The organism is Klebsiella spallanzanii, assembly GCF_902158555.1.
Lineage (GTDB): Bacteria > Pseudomonadota > Gammaproteobacteria > Enterobacterales > Enterobacteriaceae > Klebsiella > Klebsiella spallanzanii.
Genome location: NZ_CABGGS010000044.1, coordinates 283,660 through 301,058 on the forward strand (window position 1 = coordinate 283,660; position 17,399 = coordinate 301,058).

17 protein-coding genes and 1 pseudogene are annotated in these 17,399 nt (G+C 52.4%); 11 read left to right on the top strand and 7 right to left on the bottom strand.

Annotation, left to right across the window (positions count from 1 at the left end):
* The first annotated feature begins 4 nt into the window (after window positions 1-4).
* The 3 genes from proQ to htpX all read left to right on the top strand — a co-directional run bounded on the left by proQ (window position 5) and on the right by htpX (window position 3,872).
* Entirely contained in the window at window positions 5-688 is a 684-nt protein-coding gene (proQ, locus tag FN082_RS24095) for an RNA chaperone ProQ (RefSeq protein WP_142982519.1), read from the top strand.
* 19 nt (window positions 689-707) lie between these two features.
* Entirely contained in the window at window positions 708-2,756 is a 2,049-nt protein-coding gene (prc, locus tag FN082_RS24100) for a carboxy terminal-processing peptidase (RefSeq protein WP_142982520.1), read from the top strand.
* Window positions 2,757-2,990: 234 nt separating this feature from the next.
* Window positions 2,991-3,872, top strand: coding sequence for a protease HtpX (gene htpX / locus FN082_RS24105; RefSeq protein ID WP_139536294.1), 882 nt, complete (start codon window positions 2,991-2,993; stop codon window positions 3,870-3,872).
* Between the two features lie 76 nt (window positions 3,873-3,948).
* Here the strand turns inward: htpX and FN082_RS24110 are convergent, their stop codons facing one another.
* Window positions 3,949-5,322, bottom strand: coding sequence for an MFS transporter (locus tag FN082_RS24110; RefSeq protein WP_139536293.1), 1,374 nt, complete (start codon window positions 5,320-5,322; stop codon window positions 3,949-3,951).
* 177 nt (window positions 5,323-5,499) lie between these two features.
* Here FN082_RS24110 and kdgR point away from each other — a divergent pair, with 177 nt between their 5' ends.
* Window positions 5,500-6,291, top strand: coding sequence for a DNA-binding transcriptional regulator KdgR (gene kdgR, locus FN082_RS24115; RefSeq protein ID WP_004103314.1), 792 nt, complete (start codon window positions 5,500-5,502; stop codon window positions 6,289-6,291).
* Between the two features lie 45 nt (window positions 6,292-6,336).
* Here the strand turns inward: kdgR and FN082_RS24120 are convergent, their stop codons facing one another.
* Entirely contained in the window at window positions 6,337-6,576 is a 240-nt protein-coding gene (locus FN082_RS24120; protein WP_139536292.1) for a YobH family protein, read from the bottom strand.
* Window positions 6,577-6,735: 159 nt separating this feature from the next.
* Here FN082_RS24120 and mgrB point away from each other — a divergent pair, with 159 nt between their 5' ends.
* From mgrB to rlmA, 6 genes and pseudogenes are all read left to right on the top strand, one after another.
* Window positions 6,736-6,879 (top strand): PhoP/PhoQ regulator MgrB, encoded by a 144-nt coding sequence (gene mgrB / locus FN082_RS24125; RefSeq protein WP_002911375.1) that lies wholly within the window; start codon window positions 6,736-6,738, stop codon window positions 6,877-6,879.
* Window positions 6,880-6,953: 74 nt separating this feature from the next.
* Complete coding sequence (locus tag FN082_RS24130) at window positions 6,954-7,244, top strand: YebO family protein (protein ID WP_139536291.1); 291 nt, start codon at window positions 6,954-6,956, stop codon at window positions 7,242-7,244.
* 761 nt (window positions 7,245-8,005) lie between these two features.
* Window positions 8,006-8,150, top strand: a pseudogene (locus FN082_RS24135) (DUF2627 domain-containing protein).
* Window positions 8,151-8,162: 12 nt separating this feature from the next.
* Window positions 8,163-8,372, top strand: a complete 210-nt coding sequence (gene cspE, locus FN082_RS24140; protein ID WP_001062678.1) for a transcription antiterminator/RNA stability regulator CspE — start codon at window positions 8,163-8,165, stop codon at window positions 8,370-8,372.
* Between the two features lie 191 nt (window positions 8,373-8,563).
* Entirely contained in the window at window positions 8,564-10,309 is a 1,746-nt protein-coding gene (gene ftsI, locus FN082_RS24145; RefSeq protein WP_139536290.1) for a peptidoglycan glycosyltransferase FtsI, read from the top strand.
* Between the two features lie 60 nt (window positions 10,310-10,369).
* Window positions 10,370-11,164, top strand: a complete 795-nt coding sequence (gene rlmA / locus FN082_RS24150) for a 23S rRNA (guanine(745)-N(1))-methyltransferase (protein WP_142982521.1) — start codon at window positions 10,370-10,372, stop codon at window positions 11,162-11,164.
* Window positions 11,165-11,167: 3 nt separating this feature from the next.
* On the opposite strand, the gene mntP is transcribed toward rlmA, so the two are convergent.
* The 5 genes from mntP to manX all read right to left on the bottom strand — a co-directional run bounded on the left by mntP (window position 11,168) and on the right by manX (window position 15,363).
* Window positions 11,168-11,734 carry a manganese efflux pump MntP gene (gene mntP / locus FN082_RS24155; RefSeq protein ID WP_139536288.1) on the bottom strand — a complete coding sequence of 189 codons (567 nt, stop codon included), beginning with the start codon at window positions 11,732-11,734 and terminating at the stop codon, window positions 11,168-11,170.
* Between the two features lie 423 nt (window positions 11,735-12,157).
* The gene (locus FN082_RS24160; protein ID WP_139536479.1) at window positions 12,158-12,616 is read right to left on the bottom strand and encodes a DUF986 family protein; all 459 of its coding nucleotides are present in this window, start codon (window positions 12,614-12,616) and stop codon (window positions 12,158-12,160) included.
* Window positions 12,617-12,669: 53 nt separating this feature from the next.
* Window positions 12,670-13,521, bottom strand: coding sequence for a PTS mannose transporter subunit IID (locus FN082_RS24165; RefSeq protein ID WP_004103307.1), 852 nt, complete (start codon window positions 13,519-13,521; stop codon window positions 12,670-12,672).
* Window positions 13,522-13,533: 12 nt separating this feature from the next.
* Window positions 13,534-14,334: a PTS mannose/fructose/sorbose transporter subunit IIC gene (locus FN082_RS24170; protein WP_139536287.1), complete on the bottom strand. Its 801-nt coding sequence runs from the start codon at window positions 14,332-14,334 to the stop codon at window positions 13,534-13,536.
* Between the two features lie 60 nt (window positions 14,335-14,394).
* On the bottom strand, window positions 14,395-15,363 hold the full coding sequence (gene manX / locus FN082_RS24175; protein ID WP_142463612.1) for a PTS mannose transporter subunit IIAB: 969 nt from the start codon (window positions 15,361-15,363) through the stop codon (window positions 14,395-14,397).
* Window positions 15,364-15,809: 446 nt separating this feature from the next.
* Here manX and yoaE point away from each other — a divergent pair, with 446 nt between their 5' ends.
* Window positions 15,810-17,369, top strand: a complete 1,560-nt coding sequence (yoaE, locus tag FN082_RS24180) for a CNNM family cation transport protein YoaE (protein WP_142982522.1) — start codon at window positions 15,810-15,812, stop codon at window positions 17,367-17,369.
* Window positions 17,370-17,399 lie beyond the last annotated feature (30 nt).

A 17,399-nucleotide genomic window follows, 5' to 3' on the forward strand; every position in this document is an offset into this window, starting at 1 on the left:
TTTCATGGAAAATCAACCTAAGTTGAATAGCAGTAAAGAAGTAATCGCGTTTCTGGCCGAACGTTTCCCTCAGTGTTTTAGCGCTGAAGGCGAAGCGCGCCCCCTGAAAGTCGGTATTTTTCAGGATCTCGTTGAGCGCGTTGGCGGAGAGATGAATCTCAGCAAAACCCAACTTCGCGCTGCTTTGCGCCTTTATACATCGAGCTGGCGCTATCTGTATGGCGTTAAGCCTGGCGCTGTTCGCGTTGACCTTGACGGCAACCCGTGCGGCGAACTGGAAGAGCAGCATGTTGCTCATGCCCGCCAGCAGCTTGAAGAAGCCAAAGCCCGCGTTCAAGCGCAGCGCGAAGCTCAGCAGGCGAAAAAACGCGAAACTGCTGCCGCAGCAGGCCAGCCGGAAGAGGGGACTCGTCGCGAGCGTAAACCGCGTCCTCAAACTCAGCCGCGTCGTAAAGAGGGCGCTGAGCAGCGTAAGCCGCGTCCGGCAGCAGCCGCTAAAGCGCCGCGCGAAGAGCGTCATACCCCAGTATCAGATGTGTCTGTATTGACCGTTGGCCAGGCACTGAAGGTGAAAGCAGGTAATAATGCAATGGACGCCACCGTCCTGGAAATCACCAAAGATGGCGTTCGTGTACAGCTGACTTCTGGTATGTCAATGATTGTACGCGCAGAACACCTGGTGTTCTGAAACGGAGGCCGGGCCAGGCATGAACAAATTCTTTAAGCTCACCGCGTTGGCGGGTCTGCTGGTTATCGCAGGCCAGTCGTTCGCCGTGGACGATATAACCCGGATCGATCAAATCCCCGTGCTGAAAGAAGAGCCGCAGCACGCGACGGTGAGCGAGCGCGTAACATCGCGCTTTACCCGCTCTCATTACCGCCAGTTTGATCTTGATAACGCCTTTTCGGCAAAAATTTTCGATCGCTACCTGAACCTGCTGGACTACAGCCACAACGTGCTGTTGGCCAGCGATGTGGCGCAGTTTGCCGCTAAAAAGAACCAAATCGGCGATGAGCTGCGTAGCGGGAAGCTGGACGTTTTCTACGACCTGTATAATCTGGCGCAGAAGCGGCGTTTCGAACGCTACCAATATGCGCTGAAAGTGCTGGATCGTCCGATGGACTTCACCGGCAATGACAACTTCAACCTCGATCGCAGCAAGTCTCCGTGGCCAAAAGATGAAGCCGAGCTGAACGCGCTGTGGGATGCCAAGGTTAAGTTTGATCAGCTCAGTCTGAAGCTGGCTGGCAAAGACGATAAAGAGATCCGTGAAACTTTAACGCGTCGCTACAAATTCGCCATTCGTCGTCTGGCGCAAACCAACAGTGAAGACGTTTTCTCGCTGGCGATGACCGCTTTCGCGCGCGAGATTGACCCGCATACTAACTATCTCTCTCCGCGTAATACCGAACAGTTCAATACTGAAATGAGCCTGTCTCTGGAAGGTATTGGCGCGGTACTGCAGATGGACGACGACTATACGGTGATCAATTCACTGGTCGCCGGCGGCCCTGCGGCGAAGAGCAAAGCCATCAGCGTCGGCGACCGTATCGTTGGCGTAGGTCAGCCAGGTAAAGGCATGGTCGATGTGATCGGCTGGCGTCTGGATGATGTCGTTGCGCTGATTAAAGGGCCGAAGGGCAGCAAAGTTCGCCTGGAAGTTCTGCCTGCCGGTAAAGGCGCGAAAACGCGGATTGTTACCCTGACGCGCGAACGTATTCGTCTTGAAGACCGTGCGGTTAAGATGTCAGTCAAAACCGTTGGCAAAGAAAAAGTTGGCGTACTGGATATTCCAGGTTTCTATGTCGGCTTGACGGATGACGTTAAAGTGCAGCTGCAGAAGCTGGAGAAACAGAACGTCAGCAGTATCATTATCGACTTGCGCAGCAACGGCGGCGGCGCACTGACCGAAGCGGTTTCGCTTTCCGGACTGTTTATTCCATCCGGCCCGGTTGTTCAGGTGCGTGATAACAACGGTAAGGTGCGTGAAGACAGCGATACTGACGGCGTGGTGTACTACAAAGGCCCGCTGGTGGTATTAGTCGACCGTTTTAGCGCCTCAGCTTCCGAAATTTTCGCCGCGGCGATGCAGGACTACGGTCGTGCGCTGATCGTCGGTGAGCCTACTTTCGGTAAAGGCACCGTCCAGCAGTATCGTTCGCTGAACCGTATCTACGATCAGATGCTGCGTCCTGACTGGCCGGCACTGGGTTCCGTACAGTACACCATTCAGAAGTTCTATCGCATCAACGGTGGTAGTACTCAGCGTAAAGGTGTTACGCCGGACATCATGATGCCAACCGGAACTGAAGAACGGGAAACCGGCGAGCAGTACGAAGATAACGCGCTGCCGTGGGATAGCGTTAATGCTGCAACCTACGTGAAATATGGCGACCTGACGCCGTTTGGCCCGGAACTATTGAAACGTCATGACGAGCGTATCGCCAAAGACCCTGAGTTCCAGTACATCATGAAGGACATTGCTCGCTATAACGCGATGAAAGATAAACGCAACATCGTTTCCCTGAACTACGCGCAGCGTGAAAAGGAGAACGAGGAAGATGATGCGATTCGTCTGGCTCGCGTGAACGATCGTCTGAAACGCGAAGGTAAGCCGTTGCTGAAGAAACTGGAAGATCTGCCAAAAGATTACCAGGAACCCGATCCGTATCTTGATGAAACGGTTCATATTGCCCTTGACCTGGCCCATCAGGAAAAGGAACAGCCGGCGGTGGAACCACCAGCCAGTAAATAACTCCCCAGCGGGCACAAATTATTGTGCCCGTTTTTTTACTATTCCCTCAGCTTTCTTTGCTCGATTTCAACAAAATGTCAACGCTTTCCCCGGGCGTCAGTAACATGCTACAAAATGTAAAGTTGTGTCTTTCTCGTGACTTAGCGGGGCCTGATGGTTGAAAATTGGCGTTCTACCCATACCATGTGGGTAATCGCATAGTGCGTTTTGTTAAATCGAGGTTAAAAGAAAATTATGATGCGAATCGCGCTTTTCCTGCTGACTAACCTGGCAGTGATGGTGGTGTTCGGGCTGGTGCTGAGCCTGACAGGAATTCAGTCAAGCAGCATGACCGGGTTACTGATCATGGCGTTGCTGTTTGGTTTCGGTGGCTCTATCGTTTCGTTGTTGATGTCGAAATGGATGGCGCTGAAATCGGTGGGTGGGGAAGTCATTGAGCAGCCGCGTAACGAAACCGAGCGCTGGCTGGTAAATACCGTCGCACAGCAGGCGCGTCAGGCGGGAATTGGTATGCCGCAGGTCGCTATCTACCACGCGCCAGATATCAACGCCTTCGCTACCGGCGCCCGCCGTGATGCATCGCTGGTTGCCGTCAGCACTGGACTGTTGCAGAACATGAGCCGTGATGAAGCGGAAGCGGTTATTGCTCACGAGATTAGCCACATTGCCAACGGCGATATGGTCACCATGACGCTGATTCAGGGGGTGGTAAACACCTTCGTTATCTTCATCTCGCGTGTTATCGCGCAGATTGCGGCGGGCTTCCTCGGCGGCAATCGTGATGAAGGCGAAAGCAGCAACGGCAACCCCCTGATCTATTTTGCGGTCGCCACGGTGCTGGAGCTGGTATTTGGTATCCTGGCCAGCATCATCACCATGTGGTTCTCCCGCTACCGTGAGTTCCACGCGGATGCGGGTTCAGCGAAGCTGGTGGGGCGTGAGAAGATGATCGCCGCGCTGCAGCGCCTGAAAACCAGCTATGAGCCGCAGGAGGCCAGCAGCATGATGGCGTTCTGTATTAACGGCAAAGCGAAATCCATGAGCGAGCTGTTTATGACACACCCGCCTCTGGATAAACGTATTGAAGCGCTGCGTAGCGGCGAATACCTGAAGTAATTTCCCGCTCTCCGGGTCGCAGAAATAAAAAATCCGCAGTCTTCGGGCTGCGGATTTTTTTATGTCGGTTTTTTGGTTACAGTCGGGCGCGCGGCTGCGTGACGCGAAGCCCGCTGACGACGGCGGCGACAACGGCAAGAGTTCCTGCCAGCAGAAGTGCGGTATGCGTTCCGCTATCGCCCAACAGGTTAAACAGAAGTGCGACCAGCGCCGCACCAGTGCTCTGTCCCAGCAGGCGCGCAGTCCCCAGCATTCCGCTTGCCCCGCCGCTGCGATGAGCAGGGGCTGACGACACAATGGTATGGTTGTTAGGGGACTGGAACAAACCAAATCCTGCGCCGCATAGCGCCATTCGCCAGATAATATCCAGGTCCGATGGGGAGGAGGGCAGCAAAGCCAGGCCAAACAGACCGCAGGCCATGACCACCAGGCCAATTGCACCCAGTAAGCCTGCATGGACTCTCTCGATCAAATATCCCGCCAGCGGTGCCATCACCATCGTGGCTAACGGCCACGGCGTCAGAAGCAGACCGGTTTCCACCTCGCTGCGTCCCATCACTGATTGCAAAAAGAACGGCAGTGAAACCATTGCCAGCATCTGGGCGCAGAAAGAGCATATCGACGTACAAATTGACAGCGAAAAAAGAGGGATGCGCAGCAGGTCGACCGGTAGCAGGGGAACCGGCATCTTGAGCTGACGGCGGACAAAAAAGAATCCGACTATCAGCATAGCGACTATCTCGGCCAGAACCAGCTCGCCGGATTGGCCTTGAGCGAAGCCGCCGAGTGCGGTAATCAGTAAGCCAAAGGTGAGGGCATTCATGATGGCGCTTGGCAGGTCGAAGCGGGTGACCTTGCTTCGCCCCGAATTTGCAGGCAGGTAGCGCATTGCCAGAACCAGCGAAATCACGCCCAGCGGTACGTTAATCAGAAACAGCCACTGCCACGAGGCCATTGAGAGAATTGCTGCGGCAATTGTCGGGCCTGCCGCAGAGGAGACCGCCACCACGAAAGAGTTGATCCCCATCCCGCGACCGAGAAACCGCTGAGGGTAAATCAGGCGTATCAGCGCGGTATTGACGCTCATCAGCGCCGCGCCGCCAAGCCCCTGCGCCACGCGCGCCAGCGTCAGCATTTCCAGGCTTGTGGAGAGCGCGCAGGCCAGTGAGGTGAAGGTAAAAACCACCAGCCCGATTTTATAAATGCGCCGATAGCCGACCATATCGCCAAGAAAAGAGAGCGGCAATAGCGCGATAACGATAGCGATTTGATAGGCGTTAACTATCCATATTGAGGAGGCCGGGGAGGCATTTAAATCGCTGGCGATGGTCGGCAGGGCTACGTTGGCGATGGCGCCGTCCAGCACCGCCATCGTCAGACCTAATACAATGGTCAGAATGGCGCCGTAACGCTGCGGCAAAGGCAGCCCATCGGAGATGTTTTTATCCATGTGAAGTATGTGTCTTATCAGGAACTATTAACTGAATAATGATTTTAGCATTGATTATTCAGCGGCATGTCGCAGATTTGTAACGAAGAGGCAGAAGAACGATTGCGGGTAACGGGATGCGAATTTATAATAAAAACCGGTTCTAATTTTTATAAAACAGTTGCGATGAGGTGATAAATGGCAGTTGCAGATTTGGATAAACAGCCAGATTCTGTCTCTTCGGTATTGAAGGTTTTTGGCATTCTGCAGGCGCTTGGCGAAGAGCGTGAAATTGGCATTACCGAACTGTCTCAGCGCGTCATGATGTCAAAAAGCACCGTTTATCGCTTTTTGCAGACCATGAAATCGCTGGGGTACGTGGCGCAGGAAGGTGAATCTGAGAAATACTCTCTGACCCTGAAGCTTTTTGAGCTGGGCGCGCGGGCATTGCAGAACGTCGATCTGGTGCGCAGTGCTGATATTCAGATGCGCGAGCTTTCGCGCCTGACGAAAGAGACCGTCCACCTGGGCGCCCTGGATGAAGACAGTATCGTTTATATCCACAAAATTGACTCGATGTACAACTTGCGCATGTATTCGCGCATTGGTCGCCGTAATCCGCTGTACAGCACCGCCATCGGCAAAGTGCTGCTGGCGTGGCGCGATCGTGCTGAAGTCGAGCAAATTCTGGAGGGCGTGGAGTATAAACGCAGTACCGACCGGACCATCACCAGTACCGAAGAGCTGCTGGCGGTTTTAGATAAGGTCCGCGAGCAAGGTTATGGCGAAGATAACGAGGAGCAGGAAGAGGGACTGCGCTGCATCGGAGTACCCGTTTTTGACCGCTTCGGCGTGGTTATCGCTGGTCTGAGTATCTCTTTCCCGACGCTGCGTTTTTCTGAAGAGCGCCTGAACGAGTATGTGGCGATGCTGCATACGGCGGCGCGTAAGATTTCTGAGCAGATGGGCTACAACGACTATCCGTTCTGATCTTGTGCAATATTCGGGCTACAGCGACTGTAGCCCGAACCATGACTAGCCGTTATCAACGACCGTGACGCTTTTTCGCAGTATAGGGCAATCGGTAATGCCGATAATACCGCTACTGGAGTGAACATACTGTGCGGTACTTATGCCGCGAGCCGTGAGATATTTGCACTGCAATCCAAGTCCTCCGGCATTCTCACTGCTGCCCATCAATACGCCGTAACCGCTTAATAATACGCCAATCCACACGATGGCCAGCACCACAATAGTACGAATGATCAATCGCATTGTTGCCTCAATATTTGTATTATCCTTGCGTTTATTCTGTCATGAACACGAGTTGAAACAAGTCTATGATTCCTAAACTTGTCTTTCGTATTACAGTTAGCCGCGGTTTAAGAAGGTCATGTTATCCTGGCGACATCTGATTCTGGTGCGGAGTGTGGAGTGAAAAAATTACGGTGGGTTTTGCTGATAGTCATCATTGCGGGATGTTTACTGCTATGGACTCAGATGCTTAACGTAATGTGCGATCAGGATGTACAGTTCTTCAGCGGCATCTGCACTATTAACAAATTTATCCCCTGGTAAGACATTTTTAATCTGACTGATTTTCTTCTGCCACGTCGGTGGTAGAATAATCGCCTTCTCTTTGAGGTGGTGAAATGAGTGAGTTACTAAATCCTGGGATCGTAAGTCTGGCATCCGTGGCGCTTTCTATTGTGCTGTTACTTGTCGGCCTGTTGTTATGGTTTTTTGTTAATCGCGCCAGTTCGCGCGCCAATGAGCAAATCGAACTGCTGCAAGCGCTGCTGGATCAGCAAAAGCGGCAAAATGCGCTGTTGCGCCGTCTCTGCGAGGCTAATGAGCCTGAGAAAGAGAGTGCAGCCGAACCGTCTGTAGCCGAGAAGGGGAAAGGTGACGACGATTTTATCCGTCTAGTTGCCGAGCGCTAGTCCGACTAACAGGTGTGCATCCCCTGCGGTGTGCACCTGCATATTACTCCTGACCATAACTTATCCTTATCTATTTAACCCTTCTTGCTCTGATTGCTGAACGCAAAATGAGCGACTGTTATCATTTCATCTACCCGTTCTGGTGATTTGTTTATACCCTAAATAATTCGAGTTGCTTAAAGGCGGCAAGAGAGGGAGTCCCCAGGAGCATAGATAACTATGTGACTGGGGTGAGCGAGCGTAGCCAACACATAAGCAACTTGAAGTATGACGGGTATAGATAATCAAATAAAAGGATAACTAACGCATCCTATTGTCTGAGAGTAAAGCCATGTCATCAATACTTCATTATTAGCGTCTAATATAGGCAATATTTCAGGCCTTTCATTTTATGCATTTCATTATTATGGATGAACGAGGTTAACGCGAATTTTCAGCTATCGATATGAGCTTTTCAGTGCATCATTATGCAGCAGATTAGGGATACCCCTAAATTTAGCAGCTTGCGTCTTTAGGGGCGCGGATGGGTTGAAGTTGTTGAGCTGCGGTAAAAAAGTTGTCGCGATAAGGCCTGTTTTTGGGCAAGGAGTGCAGGGTACCGGAGCATAGGTTAATGGAAGCAAAGTCGCATAATTGTGCAGACGATCAAATGATTCCCTTATAATCTGTGCGAGCGATCGTGACCCGTTTAAAAATGGCTTGCCATTATTTACGTAGTGTGTGATAACACGTTTCGGGTTAAACGAGGTACAGTTCTGTTTATGTGTGGCATTTTCAGTAAAGAAGTCCTGAGTAAACACGTTGTCGTTGAATACCGCTTCTCTGCCGAACCTTATATTAGTGCCTCATGCAGTTATGTGTCAGTTTTATCTATGTAAGCGCCTAAGGGCGAAGAAAACAGTCTAAGGAATTTTGCAAATGGCAAAGATTAAAGGTCAAGTTAAGTGGTTCAACGAGTCTAAAGGTTTTGGTTTCATTACTCCGGCTGATGGCAGCAAAGATGTGTTTGTACACTTCTCTGCTATCCAGGGTAACGGCTTCAAAACTCTGGCTGAAGGCCAGAACGTTGAGTTCGAAATTCAGGACGGCCAGAAAGGTCCAGCAGCAGTTAACGTAACTGCTATCTGATTCAAGACCACTGAATCTTGTAAGAAAGCCTCGCATCAGCGGGGCTTTTTAGTTTTTATTGCAAAACATTTCTGTTCTACCCCCTCCGTTGCGCTTTGTTGCAAAACAACATCCTTATTAGCACTGTTTAGCAGTCTGTTTTGTATTATTTCTATTAAATCAGAAAGTTGCAAAATGATGATGGAGCTAAGGTGCAAAAGAACAAAAATAAATCAGTTGCCAATTTTACCCCTCTGCGGTTTGGGTTATTGTGCGTGGCTATTCTTTGCTGTATGGGGCTATTGTTGGCTCGGGTTGGCTGGTTACAAATCGTCTCGCCTGACAATCTGGTTAAACAGGAAGATATGCGCTCCCTACGGGAGGAGCCTATTGATGTACAGCGCGGAATGATAAGCGATCGCCAGGGGCGCCCGCTGGCGGTTAGCGTTCCGGTGAGTGCTATCTGGATTGACCCGCAAACCACCCTGGAAAAGGGGGGCGTAGGATATGGCCCACGCTGGCAGGCGATGGCCGAGGCTCTACATCTCAACCTTAGCGAACTGGCCCATCGCGTTGAATCCCATCCTCATGCGCGTTTTCTCTATCTGGCGCGCCAGATAAACCCAGAGCAGGCGGAATGGATCGACAAACTCCACCTGCCGGGTATCAATCTGCGCGATGAGTCGCGACGTTTTTATCCTGCGGGACACGTTGCCGCGAATCTGCTGGGTTTTACCAATGTTGATAACCAGGGCATTGAAGGGGTAGAGAAAAGCTTTAACGCGCAGTTGACCGGCCAGGCTGGACGTCGGCTGGTGCGTAAAGATCGCCACGGCAACGTTATCGAAAATATCACCGAAGTTGCAGCCGTCCCTGCGCATAATTTGCAACTGAGTATCGATGAACGACTGCAAACGGTCACTGAAGATGCGCTGGACAACGCCGTACGCTGGAACAAAGCGGAATCAGGCGCAGCAGTATTGATTAAGATTGATACCGGAGAGATTCTGTCGATGGCCAGTTATCCGGATTTTAACCCTAATAATCGCGATGATGCGAAGCTGGATGATTTCCGCAATCGCGCAATAAGCGATACTTTTGAGCCTGGCTCAACGGTAAAACCGCTGGTGCTCATGACCGCACTACAGCAGGGGATTGTCCAGCCGGATAGCGTGGTGGATACCCATCCGTTTGTCCTCGACGGCCATCGAATTCGCGACGTGGGCTATTATCCGGAATTAACCCTCACCGGTATCCTGCAAAAATCCAGCGATACCGGGGTTTCACATTTATCTCTGGCCATGCCGGTCCAGCATCTCATCGATACCTATAAAGCGTTCGGTTTCGGCGACTCAACCGGATTAGGTCTGACCGGTGAAAGCGCCGGGCTGATGCCACAGCGTCGCTACTGGGGGCAGTTGGACCGGGCGACCTTTGCTTTTGGCTATGGTCTGATGGTGACGCCGCTTCAGCTGGCGCATGTTTATGCTACCATCGGCGGCTATGGCATCGAACGTCCGCTATCGATCACCCGCATCGACCCGCCGGTTATGGGGACACGGGTGATGCCAGAACAGATTGTGCATGAAGTCGAACATATGATGGAGAGCGTAGCCTTACCGGGCGGCGGAGGCACCAAAGCCGCGGTACGCGACTACCGGGTGGCGGTAAAAACCGGTACCGCAAAAAAAATCGGTCCCGATGGCAAATATATTGATAAGTACGTCGCTTATACCGCAGGTGTTGCGCCCGCCAGTAACCCGAAATTCGCGCTGGTGGTGGTGATGAATGACCCCAGTAACGGTTCATATTACGGCGGCGCGGTTTCCGCGCCGGTGTTCAGCCAGATCATGGGCGACGTCCTGCGCCTGGAAAACGTGATGCCGGATGGAATGCCGGAGGGTTCAGAAAACCTTATCGTGATGCATAGCGACGAGCCTCTACCGCCTGCGTTGTAACGGTGGCCTGGAGGGGCGAATAGCGCTACACTTTCGCCCTTTCAGCACACCGGAGTTGTCATGTCTTACAGTTGCCCACTTTGCCACGCGCCGCTGAGTCGTCGCGACAATAGCTATATCTGCCCGCAGCGGCATCAGTTCGATCTGGCGAAGGAAGGGTATGTCAATTTGCTGCCGGTGCAGTTTAAGCGTTCTCGCGATCCGGGTGATAGCGCTGAGATGATGCAGGCCCGGCGAGCGTTCCTCGACGCGGGTCATTATCAGCCTCTAAGAGATGCTATCAGCGATTATCTACACACCTTTGCGCCGGTGGATCTGCTGGATATTGGCTGCGGAGAAGGGTATTACACTCATGCTTTTGCGGCTATTGCCACCCGTAGCTGGGGACTGGACGTCTCGAAATCCGCCATTCGCGCCGCGGCAAAACGCTATCCGCAGGTCAACTTTTGCGTTGCCTCCAGTCAGCGCCTGCCGTTTGAAGATGTGTGCCTGGATGCGATAGTGCGAATTTACGCTCCCTGTAATGCTCAGGAGCTGGCTCGCGTTGTCAGACCGGGCGGCTGGGTCATTACCGCGACGCCAGGGCCTCGTCATTTACTGGAGCTGAAAGGGTTGATCTACGATGAAGTGAGGCTGCATGAGTTGAACACGGAAGAGATGGAAGGATTCACGTTACGTCACCAGCAGCAGTTAGCCTATCCGATGCAGCTCAGCGGCAACGAGGCGGAAGCTTTGCTGCAAATGACACCGTTTGCGTGGCGGGCAAAACCGCCGGTTCGGGAAACGCTGCGCCAGCAGGCACTATTTGGCTGCCAGACCGATTTTGCTATTCACTGCTGGCAGCGCAACGCCTGAATATCAGCCAGCGAAGTGGCTCCAGAGTATCTGGGCGCCAATGCCAATCAGCACAATACCACCGAGTATTTCTGCCCGTTTGCCAAGCAGCGGGCCGATAAAACGCCCGACCATCATACCCAGCGTTGACATAATCAGCGTGGCGCAGCCGATGGCCAGCGCGGTAGCGATAATATTGACCTGCAGGAATGCCAGGCCAACGCCGACGGCCATCGCATCGAGGCTGGTGGCGAAAGCCGTGGTGACCAGCAGCCAGAAACCGTGGCGGCGGGGAGCTTCGCACTCTTCATCATCACCGCCGCGAAATCCTTCGATAACCATACGACCGCCGAGAAAAACCAATAGCACAAAGGCAATCCAGTGGTTCCATTCCAGAACGAACTGGCTGGCGAGCATCCCCATTCCCCAACCGACGAGCGGGGTGAGCGTTTCGATAGCGCCAAAGATGAGACCCGTACGCAGCGCTTCAGAAAATTTCGGTTTATGGAGGGTCGCGCCTTTCCCGATGGAAGCTGCAAAGGCGTCCATGGACATGCCGAAGGCAAGAAGAATTGTAGCGGATACATTCATGAGAGCGTCCTGACCGGGGATAATCCATATGACACATCGCCGCCCCCAGTAAATATACGCAGCTCATCCTGATGATGTCGCGCCGCGTACAGCAGTGATGCGTCTATGGTCTCGCCTGATTGAATACTTTCTTCTTCAACCCGCACGTGCCACGTTTTGCAACGAGTATGTTGACACGTACATTTTCTGACAGACAGAAAATCGGCTACTCCCCAACGACGGCGCAACCTTAACATAATTTTAGAATATAAAACAATAACAGAAGACGGTTATTTTGATAACTAAATGATAACGATTTTCATTTCAATTTATAGGTGAATGATTCGTTAATAAATATCGGTGAATAAAGCAGGTTAAATATAGCAATGGCTATATTTCATTCGCCTGTTCAGGCTGAAATATAGCGCAAGCTATATTTATAACTTATTGAGTGGAAACGAGAAGTTTGTATATTTTTTCCAGATCGTCGATATTTCGTACGCGAATGAGCAGGCGGCGTTGCTCTAATTGCATCACCAGCACACCATCTTCTGATAAATTCATCTCTTTAATACGCTTATATTCGATCCAGATATTAGCGAAGAAAAAGCCCTGTTTTTTGAAGATGATTTTGGGCGAACGGATCCAAAAAAGATATAACCCCATTAAGGCCAGGGCAGATAATAGCCAGGTGGTGATAAGCTCGCCCTGGTTGGCGATATTGTTATAAATCAGTATTGCAATGAGGCCGACAAAGATAATGCCATCGACGCGATTGCGGCGGAGCAGGGGGATAGCCAGCAATACAGGGCCATTGCGGCGAGGCATGATGAACTGATCGTAAATTGCAAAAGCGAGCAGAACGAGAATAAACAGGATTAACACCAGGTCCGTGATTGTCATCCATCCTCCAAATAAAAAAGCCGGGGGCAAGCCCCCGGCGTACAGCACGTTAATTACTGACCCAACAGGCCGACAGCGTAACCTGCGATACCGATGACGAAGAAGCCAACGATGATCCACAGGGCGTTAACTTTCTTACGCAGCAGCCACATGCAGGCGAAAGTCAGCAGCAGCGGCACCAGACCTGGCATTAGCTGGTCAAGGATTGTCTGCACGGTGGTGACGCGAGTCTGACCATCCTGACCGGTGATAGTGGAAACCACCAGCGGGATGTTCACATGCGTCCACTTGTTAACCAGCGCCCCCATGACAAACAGGCCGAGGATTGACGCCCCCTCAGTCAGTTTTTGCAGGAAGCCGCCGCCCATATCTTTAACGATGTCGATACCTTTACGGTATCCGTACGCTACGCCGTAATAACGGGTCAGCAGACGCACAGCGTTAAACAGGATAAAGAACAGCAGAGGGCCAAGCAGGCTGCCGCTCATGGCGATACCTGCACCCAGCGCAGCGAATACCGGACGAACGGTACCCCAGAAGATCGGGTCGCCTACGCCTGCCAGCGGCCCCATCAGACCCACTTTGATACCGTTGATGGCACCATCGTCGATTTCTGCGCCGTTCGCACGCTGCTCTTCCATCGCCAGCGTTACGCCGAGAACGGGGGCCGCTACGTATGGATGGGTGTTAAAGAACTCAAGGTGACGTTTAATCGCCTGTTTACGCGCATCGTTGTTCTCCGGATACAGGCGACGAATAGCCGGTACCATGGAGAAGCAGAAGCCCAGCGCCTGCATACGTTCGAAGTTCCATGAACCCTGGAACAGGTTAGAACGAATGAACACGCCACGAATATCACTCTGAGTGAGTTTTTTCTCGGTGGTATTTTTAGTCATATCAACCATTTCGCTCACCTGTTAGTCCAGTTCGTTATCGAGGTCGTTATTACCAGCAGCCTGCACTGGCGCACCCGCTACGCGGTTGTATTTCGGGCTCAGCTGGATGTAGAGGATAGCCATTACCGTGCCGATCACGCCCAGAGCAACCAGGTTGAAATCGGTGAATGCTGCGGTAACGAAGCCCAGGTAGAAGAACGGCATCAGGTAGCCCGCGCGCATCATATTGATGACCATCGCGTAACCGACTACCACGATCATACCGCCAGCGATATTAAGACCACCGGTTACCACTTCTGGAATGGCGTTCAGCAGGCCCTGTACTTCACTGGTACCCACGGAAATGGCGACGATAACGGCAGGAATCGCGATACGCATAGCCTGCAGGAACAGGGACGAAACGTGAAGCCAGGAAATCGCCGTCAGGTTTCCGTTCTCTGCGGCTTTATCCGCAGCGTGCTGGAAGGCAACGGTGATAGTACGAACGATAATGGTCAGAACCTGGCCCGCTGCCGCCAGCGGAATTGCCAGCGCGATACCGGCACCGATGCTTTGGTGGCCCGCGATAACCAGAACGGTAGAGATGATAGAGGCAAGGGCGGCGTCCGGCGCAACGGCGGCACCGATGTTCATCCAGCCCAAAGCGATCATTTCCAGAGTACCACCGATGATAATACCGGTTTTCATATCCCCGAGAACGGCGCCAATCAGCGTACAGGCGACGAGAGGTCGGTGGAACTGAAATTCATCAAGTACCGACTCCATACCCGCAATACACGCGACGATGAACACCAGCACAATCTGAAGAAGGGTAATCTCCATTGTACTTCTCCTGTTGATTAAGTCTTAAGTTGAAAATTGGGTTGCGATCCGCAGGGTGACTTATTTCACCTTGTCGATCAGATCCATCATTTTCAGTTTCTGGTCGGTGGAAACTTTACGTGCTTCCAGTTCGATACCGCGAGCGTTCAGTTTTTTAAACGCTTCAATATCTTTCTCATCGACCGAAATAGCGTTGTTTACCTGCGTTTTACCCTGGCGGAAAGCCATACCACCGATGTTGACGCTGGTGATCTTCACGCCGCCTTCAACAACACGTTCAACGTCCGTTGGGTTAGTGAACAGCAACATAATGCGCTCGCCTGCGTATTTCGGGTTGTTATAGACGCGAATCATCTTCGCAACGTCTACAACGTGAGCAGTGACGCCCGGAGGAGCAACCTGAGTCAGCAGGGTTTTACGCACGGTGTCCGCCGCGACTTCGTCGCTGACGACGATAATGCGGGTAACGTTAGTTTCTTTGGTCCAGCGGGTGGCGACCTGACCATGAATTAAACGGTCATCGATACGCGCAAGCCCGATAACCATATAGTCATTGGGACCCATTGGTTTCAGCGGCGCAGCCGCTTTCGGTGCTGCAGCCTGTACCGGAGCCGGAGCGGCTTTTTCCACTGGCTTCGCTTTCAGCGCTTTCACGCCTTCACGACCGGTTTCCACCGCCAGCGCAACCAGCTCATCAAACGACGGGTTGTCGTCGCGAGCCATCAGCGTTTCAACCAGCATCGGGATGTTGACACCCGCGATAACTTCATAATGTTCTTTATCGACGACAATGCGGCTGGCAGCGTTGAACGGGCTGCCTCCCCATGTATCAACGAGAAATAACACGCCTTTTGCTGTATCCAGTTTTGCCAGCTGAGCGTTGTACTTCTCGATTAACGTCTCTGCGTTCTCCCCAGGGACGAAGTCGATCCAGCCAACGTTTTCCTGCTCGCCCAGCAGCATTTCTGCCGTTTTCAGCAGCTGTTCTGCAGCCCAACCATGTGTGCCTATTACAATAGCAATCGTCACTTGCTACCTCCTTTATAATCGTAAATGCATCATCTGATGTGATACATCCTGAATCACTCTTGCGAACAAAATCGATTCAGTAAGGGTGTAAGATATAAAGTAATTACTACAGCGAATTATTTTAGACAGTGAAAAAATAATTAATGTGATGAAGCTCCGCTAATCATGCATCTGTCGCTAATTATTTTGCGGCGCAAAAAATAGCCTTAACTATTGCAAAGACAGGTAAATTTTTGCCAATCTTGCTCTATATTTTGCTATGTTTACGTTCCGTTTAATTACTCAGGAGTATAGGGCATAGCCCGCTATATGGATCGTCACCGACGTCTTTTCACCTTCAGGCACTCGTCTGCCGCCATCACCTGCTACGTTTTTTTATCAGCAACAAGTGTCTCGTCTGTGCATGACACAGCGATGACTACGCCTGTCGTTAACTGGAGCTGCTCATGGAATTCTTAATGGATCCCTCTATTTGGGCCGGTTTGCTGACGCTTGTCGTCCTTGAAATCGTACTGGGCATTGATAACCTGGTGTTTATCGCCATCCTTGCCGACAAGCTGCCGCCAAAGCAGCGCGATAAAGCACGTCTGATTGGTCTCTCATTGGCGCTGTTTATGCGCCTGGGCCTGCTGTCGGTTATTTCGTGGATGGTGACGTTAACCAAACCGTTGTTCAGCGTTGCCGATTTCTCGTTTTCCGGGCGCGACCTCATCATGCTGCTCGGGGGGATATTCTTGCTGTTTAAGGCGACCACCGAACTGCACGAACGCCTGGAGAACCGCCAGCATGACTCTGGTCATGGCAAAGGTTACGCCAGCTTCTGGGTGGTGGTTCTGCAAATCGTCGTTCTTGACGCCGTGTTCTCGCTGGACGCCGTGATTACCGCGGTCGGGATGGTTAACCATCTGCCGGTGATGATGGCGGCGGTAGTGATTGCAATGGCGGTGATGCTGCTGGCGTCGAAGCCGTTGACGAATTTCGTCAACCAGCATCCGACGGTGGTGGTGCTTTGCCTGAGCTTCCTGCTGATGATCGGCCTGAGCCTGGTGGCTGAAGGTTTCGGTTTCCATATTCCGAAGGGTTACCTGTACGCCGCGATTGGTTTCTCGATAACCATTGAGTTCTTTAACCAGGTTGCGCGCCGGAACTTTATTCGTCACCAATCGACGCTGCCTCTGCGCGCACGCACTGCCGATGCGATCCTCCGTCTGATGGGGGGTCGTAAACAGAGCGCCGTGGCGCACGATAGCGATAACCCATCCGTGGTGCCGGTACCGGAAGGCGCGTTTGCTGAAGAAGAACGCTACATGATCAACGGCGTATTGACGCTGGCTCAGCGTTCGTTGCGCAGTATTATGACGCCGCGCGGGGAAATTAGCTGGGTGAACGCCGAGCAAAGCGAAGAAGAAATTCGCCGTCAGCTGCTCTCTTCACCACACAGCCTGTTCCCGGTATGCCGCGGCGAGCTGGATGAAATTATCGGTATTGTGCGGGCGAAAGAGATGCTGGTGGCGCTGGAAGCGGGTGAAAACGTTGCTGCTCTGGCCTCTGCCTCTCCGGCGATCGTGGTCCCGGAAACATTGGATCCTATCAACCTGCTGGGCGTGCTGCGCCGTGCCCGCGGTAGCTTTGTTATCGTGACCAACGAATTTGGCGTTGTGCAGGGGCTGGTCACGCCGCTGGATGTCCTGGAGGCGATTGCCGGTGAGTTCCCGGACGCTGATGAAACGCTGGAAATTATCCTCGATGGCGACGGTTGGCTGGTGAAAGGGTCAACAGACGTGCATGCGCTGCAGCAGGCGGTGGGAGTGGACAATCTGGTCGATGAGGACGAAGATATTGCGACGGTTGCGGGCCTGGTGATTGCCGTCAACGGTCACATCCCTCGTCCTGGCGATGTGCTTGAATTGTCGCCTTTGCAGTTCACGATTGTTGAGGCCAACGACTATCGCGTCGACCTGGTTCGCGTCGTCAAGATGCGCCAGTATCACGACGAAGAAGAGTAACCCTTGTGCCCGTCGGTTTCAGGCCGGCGG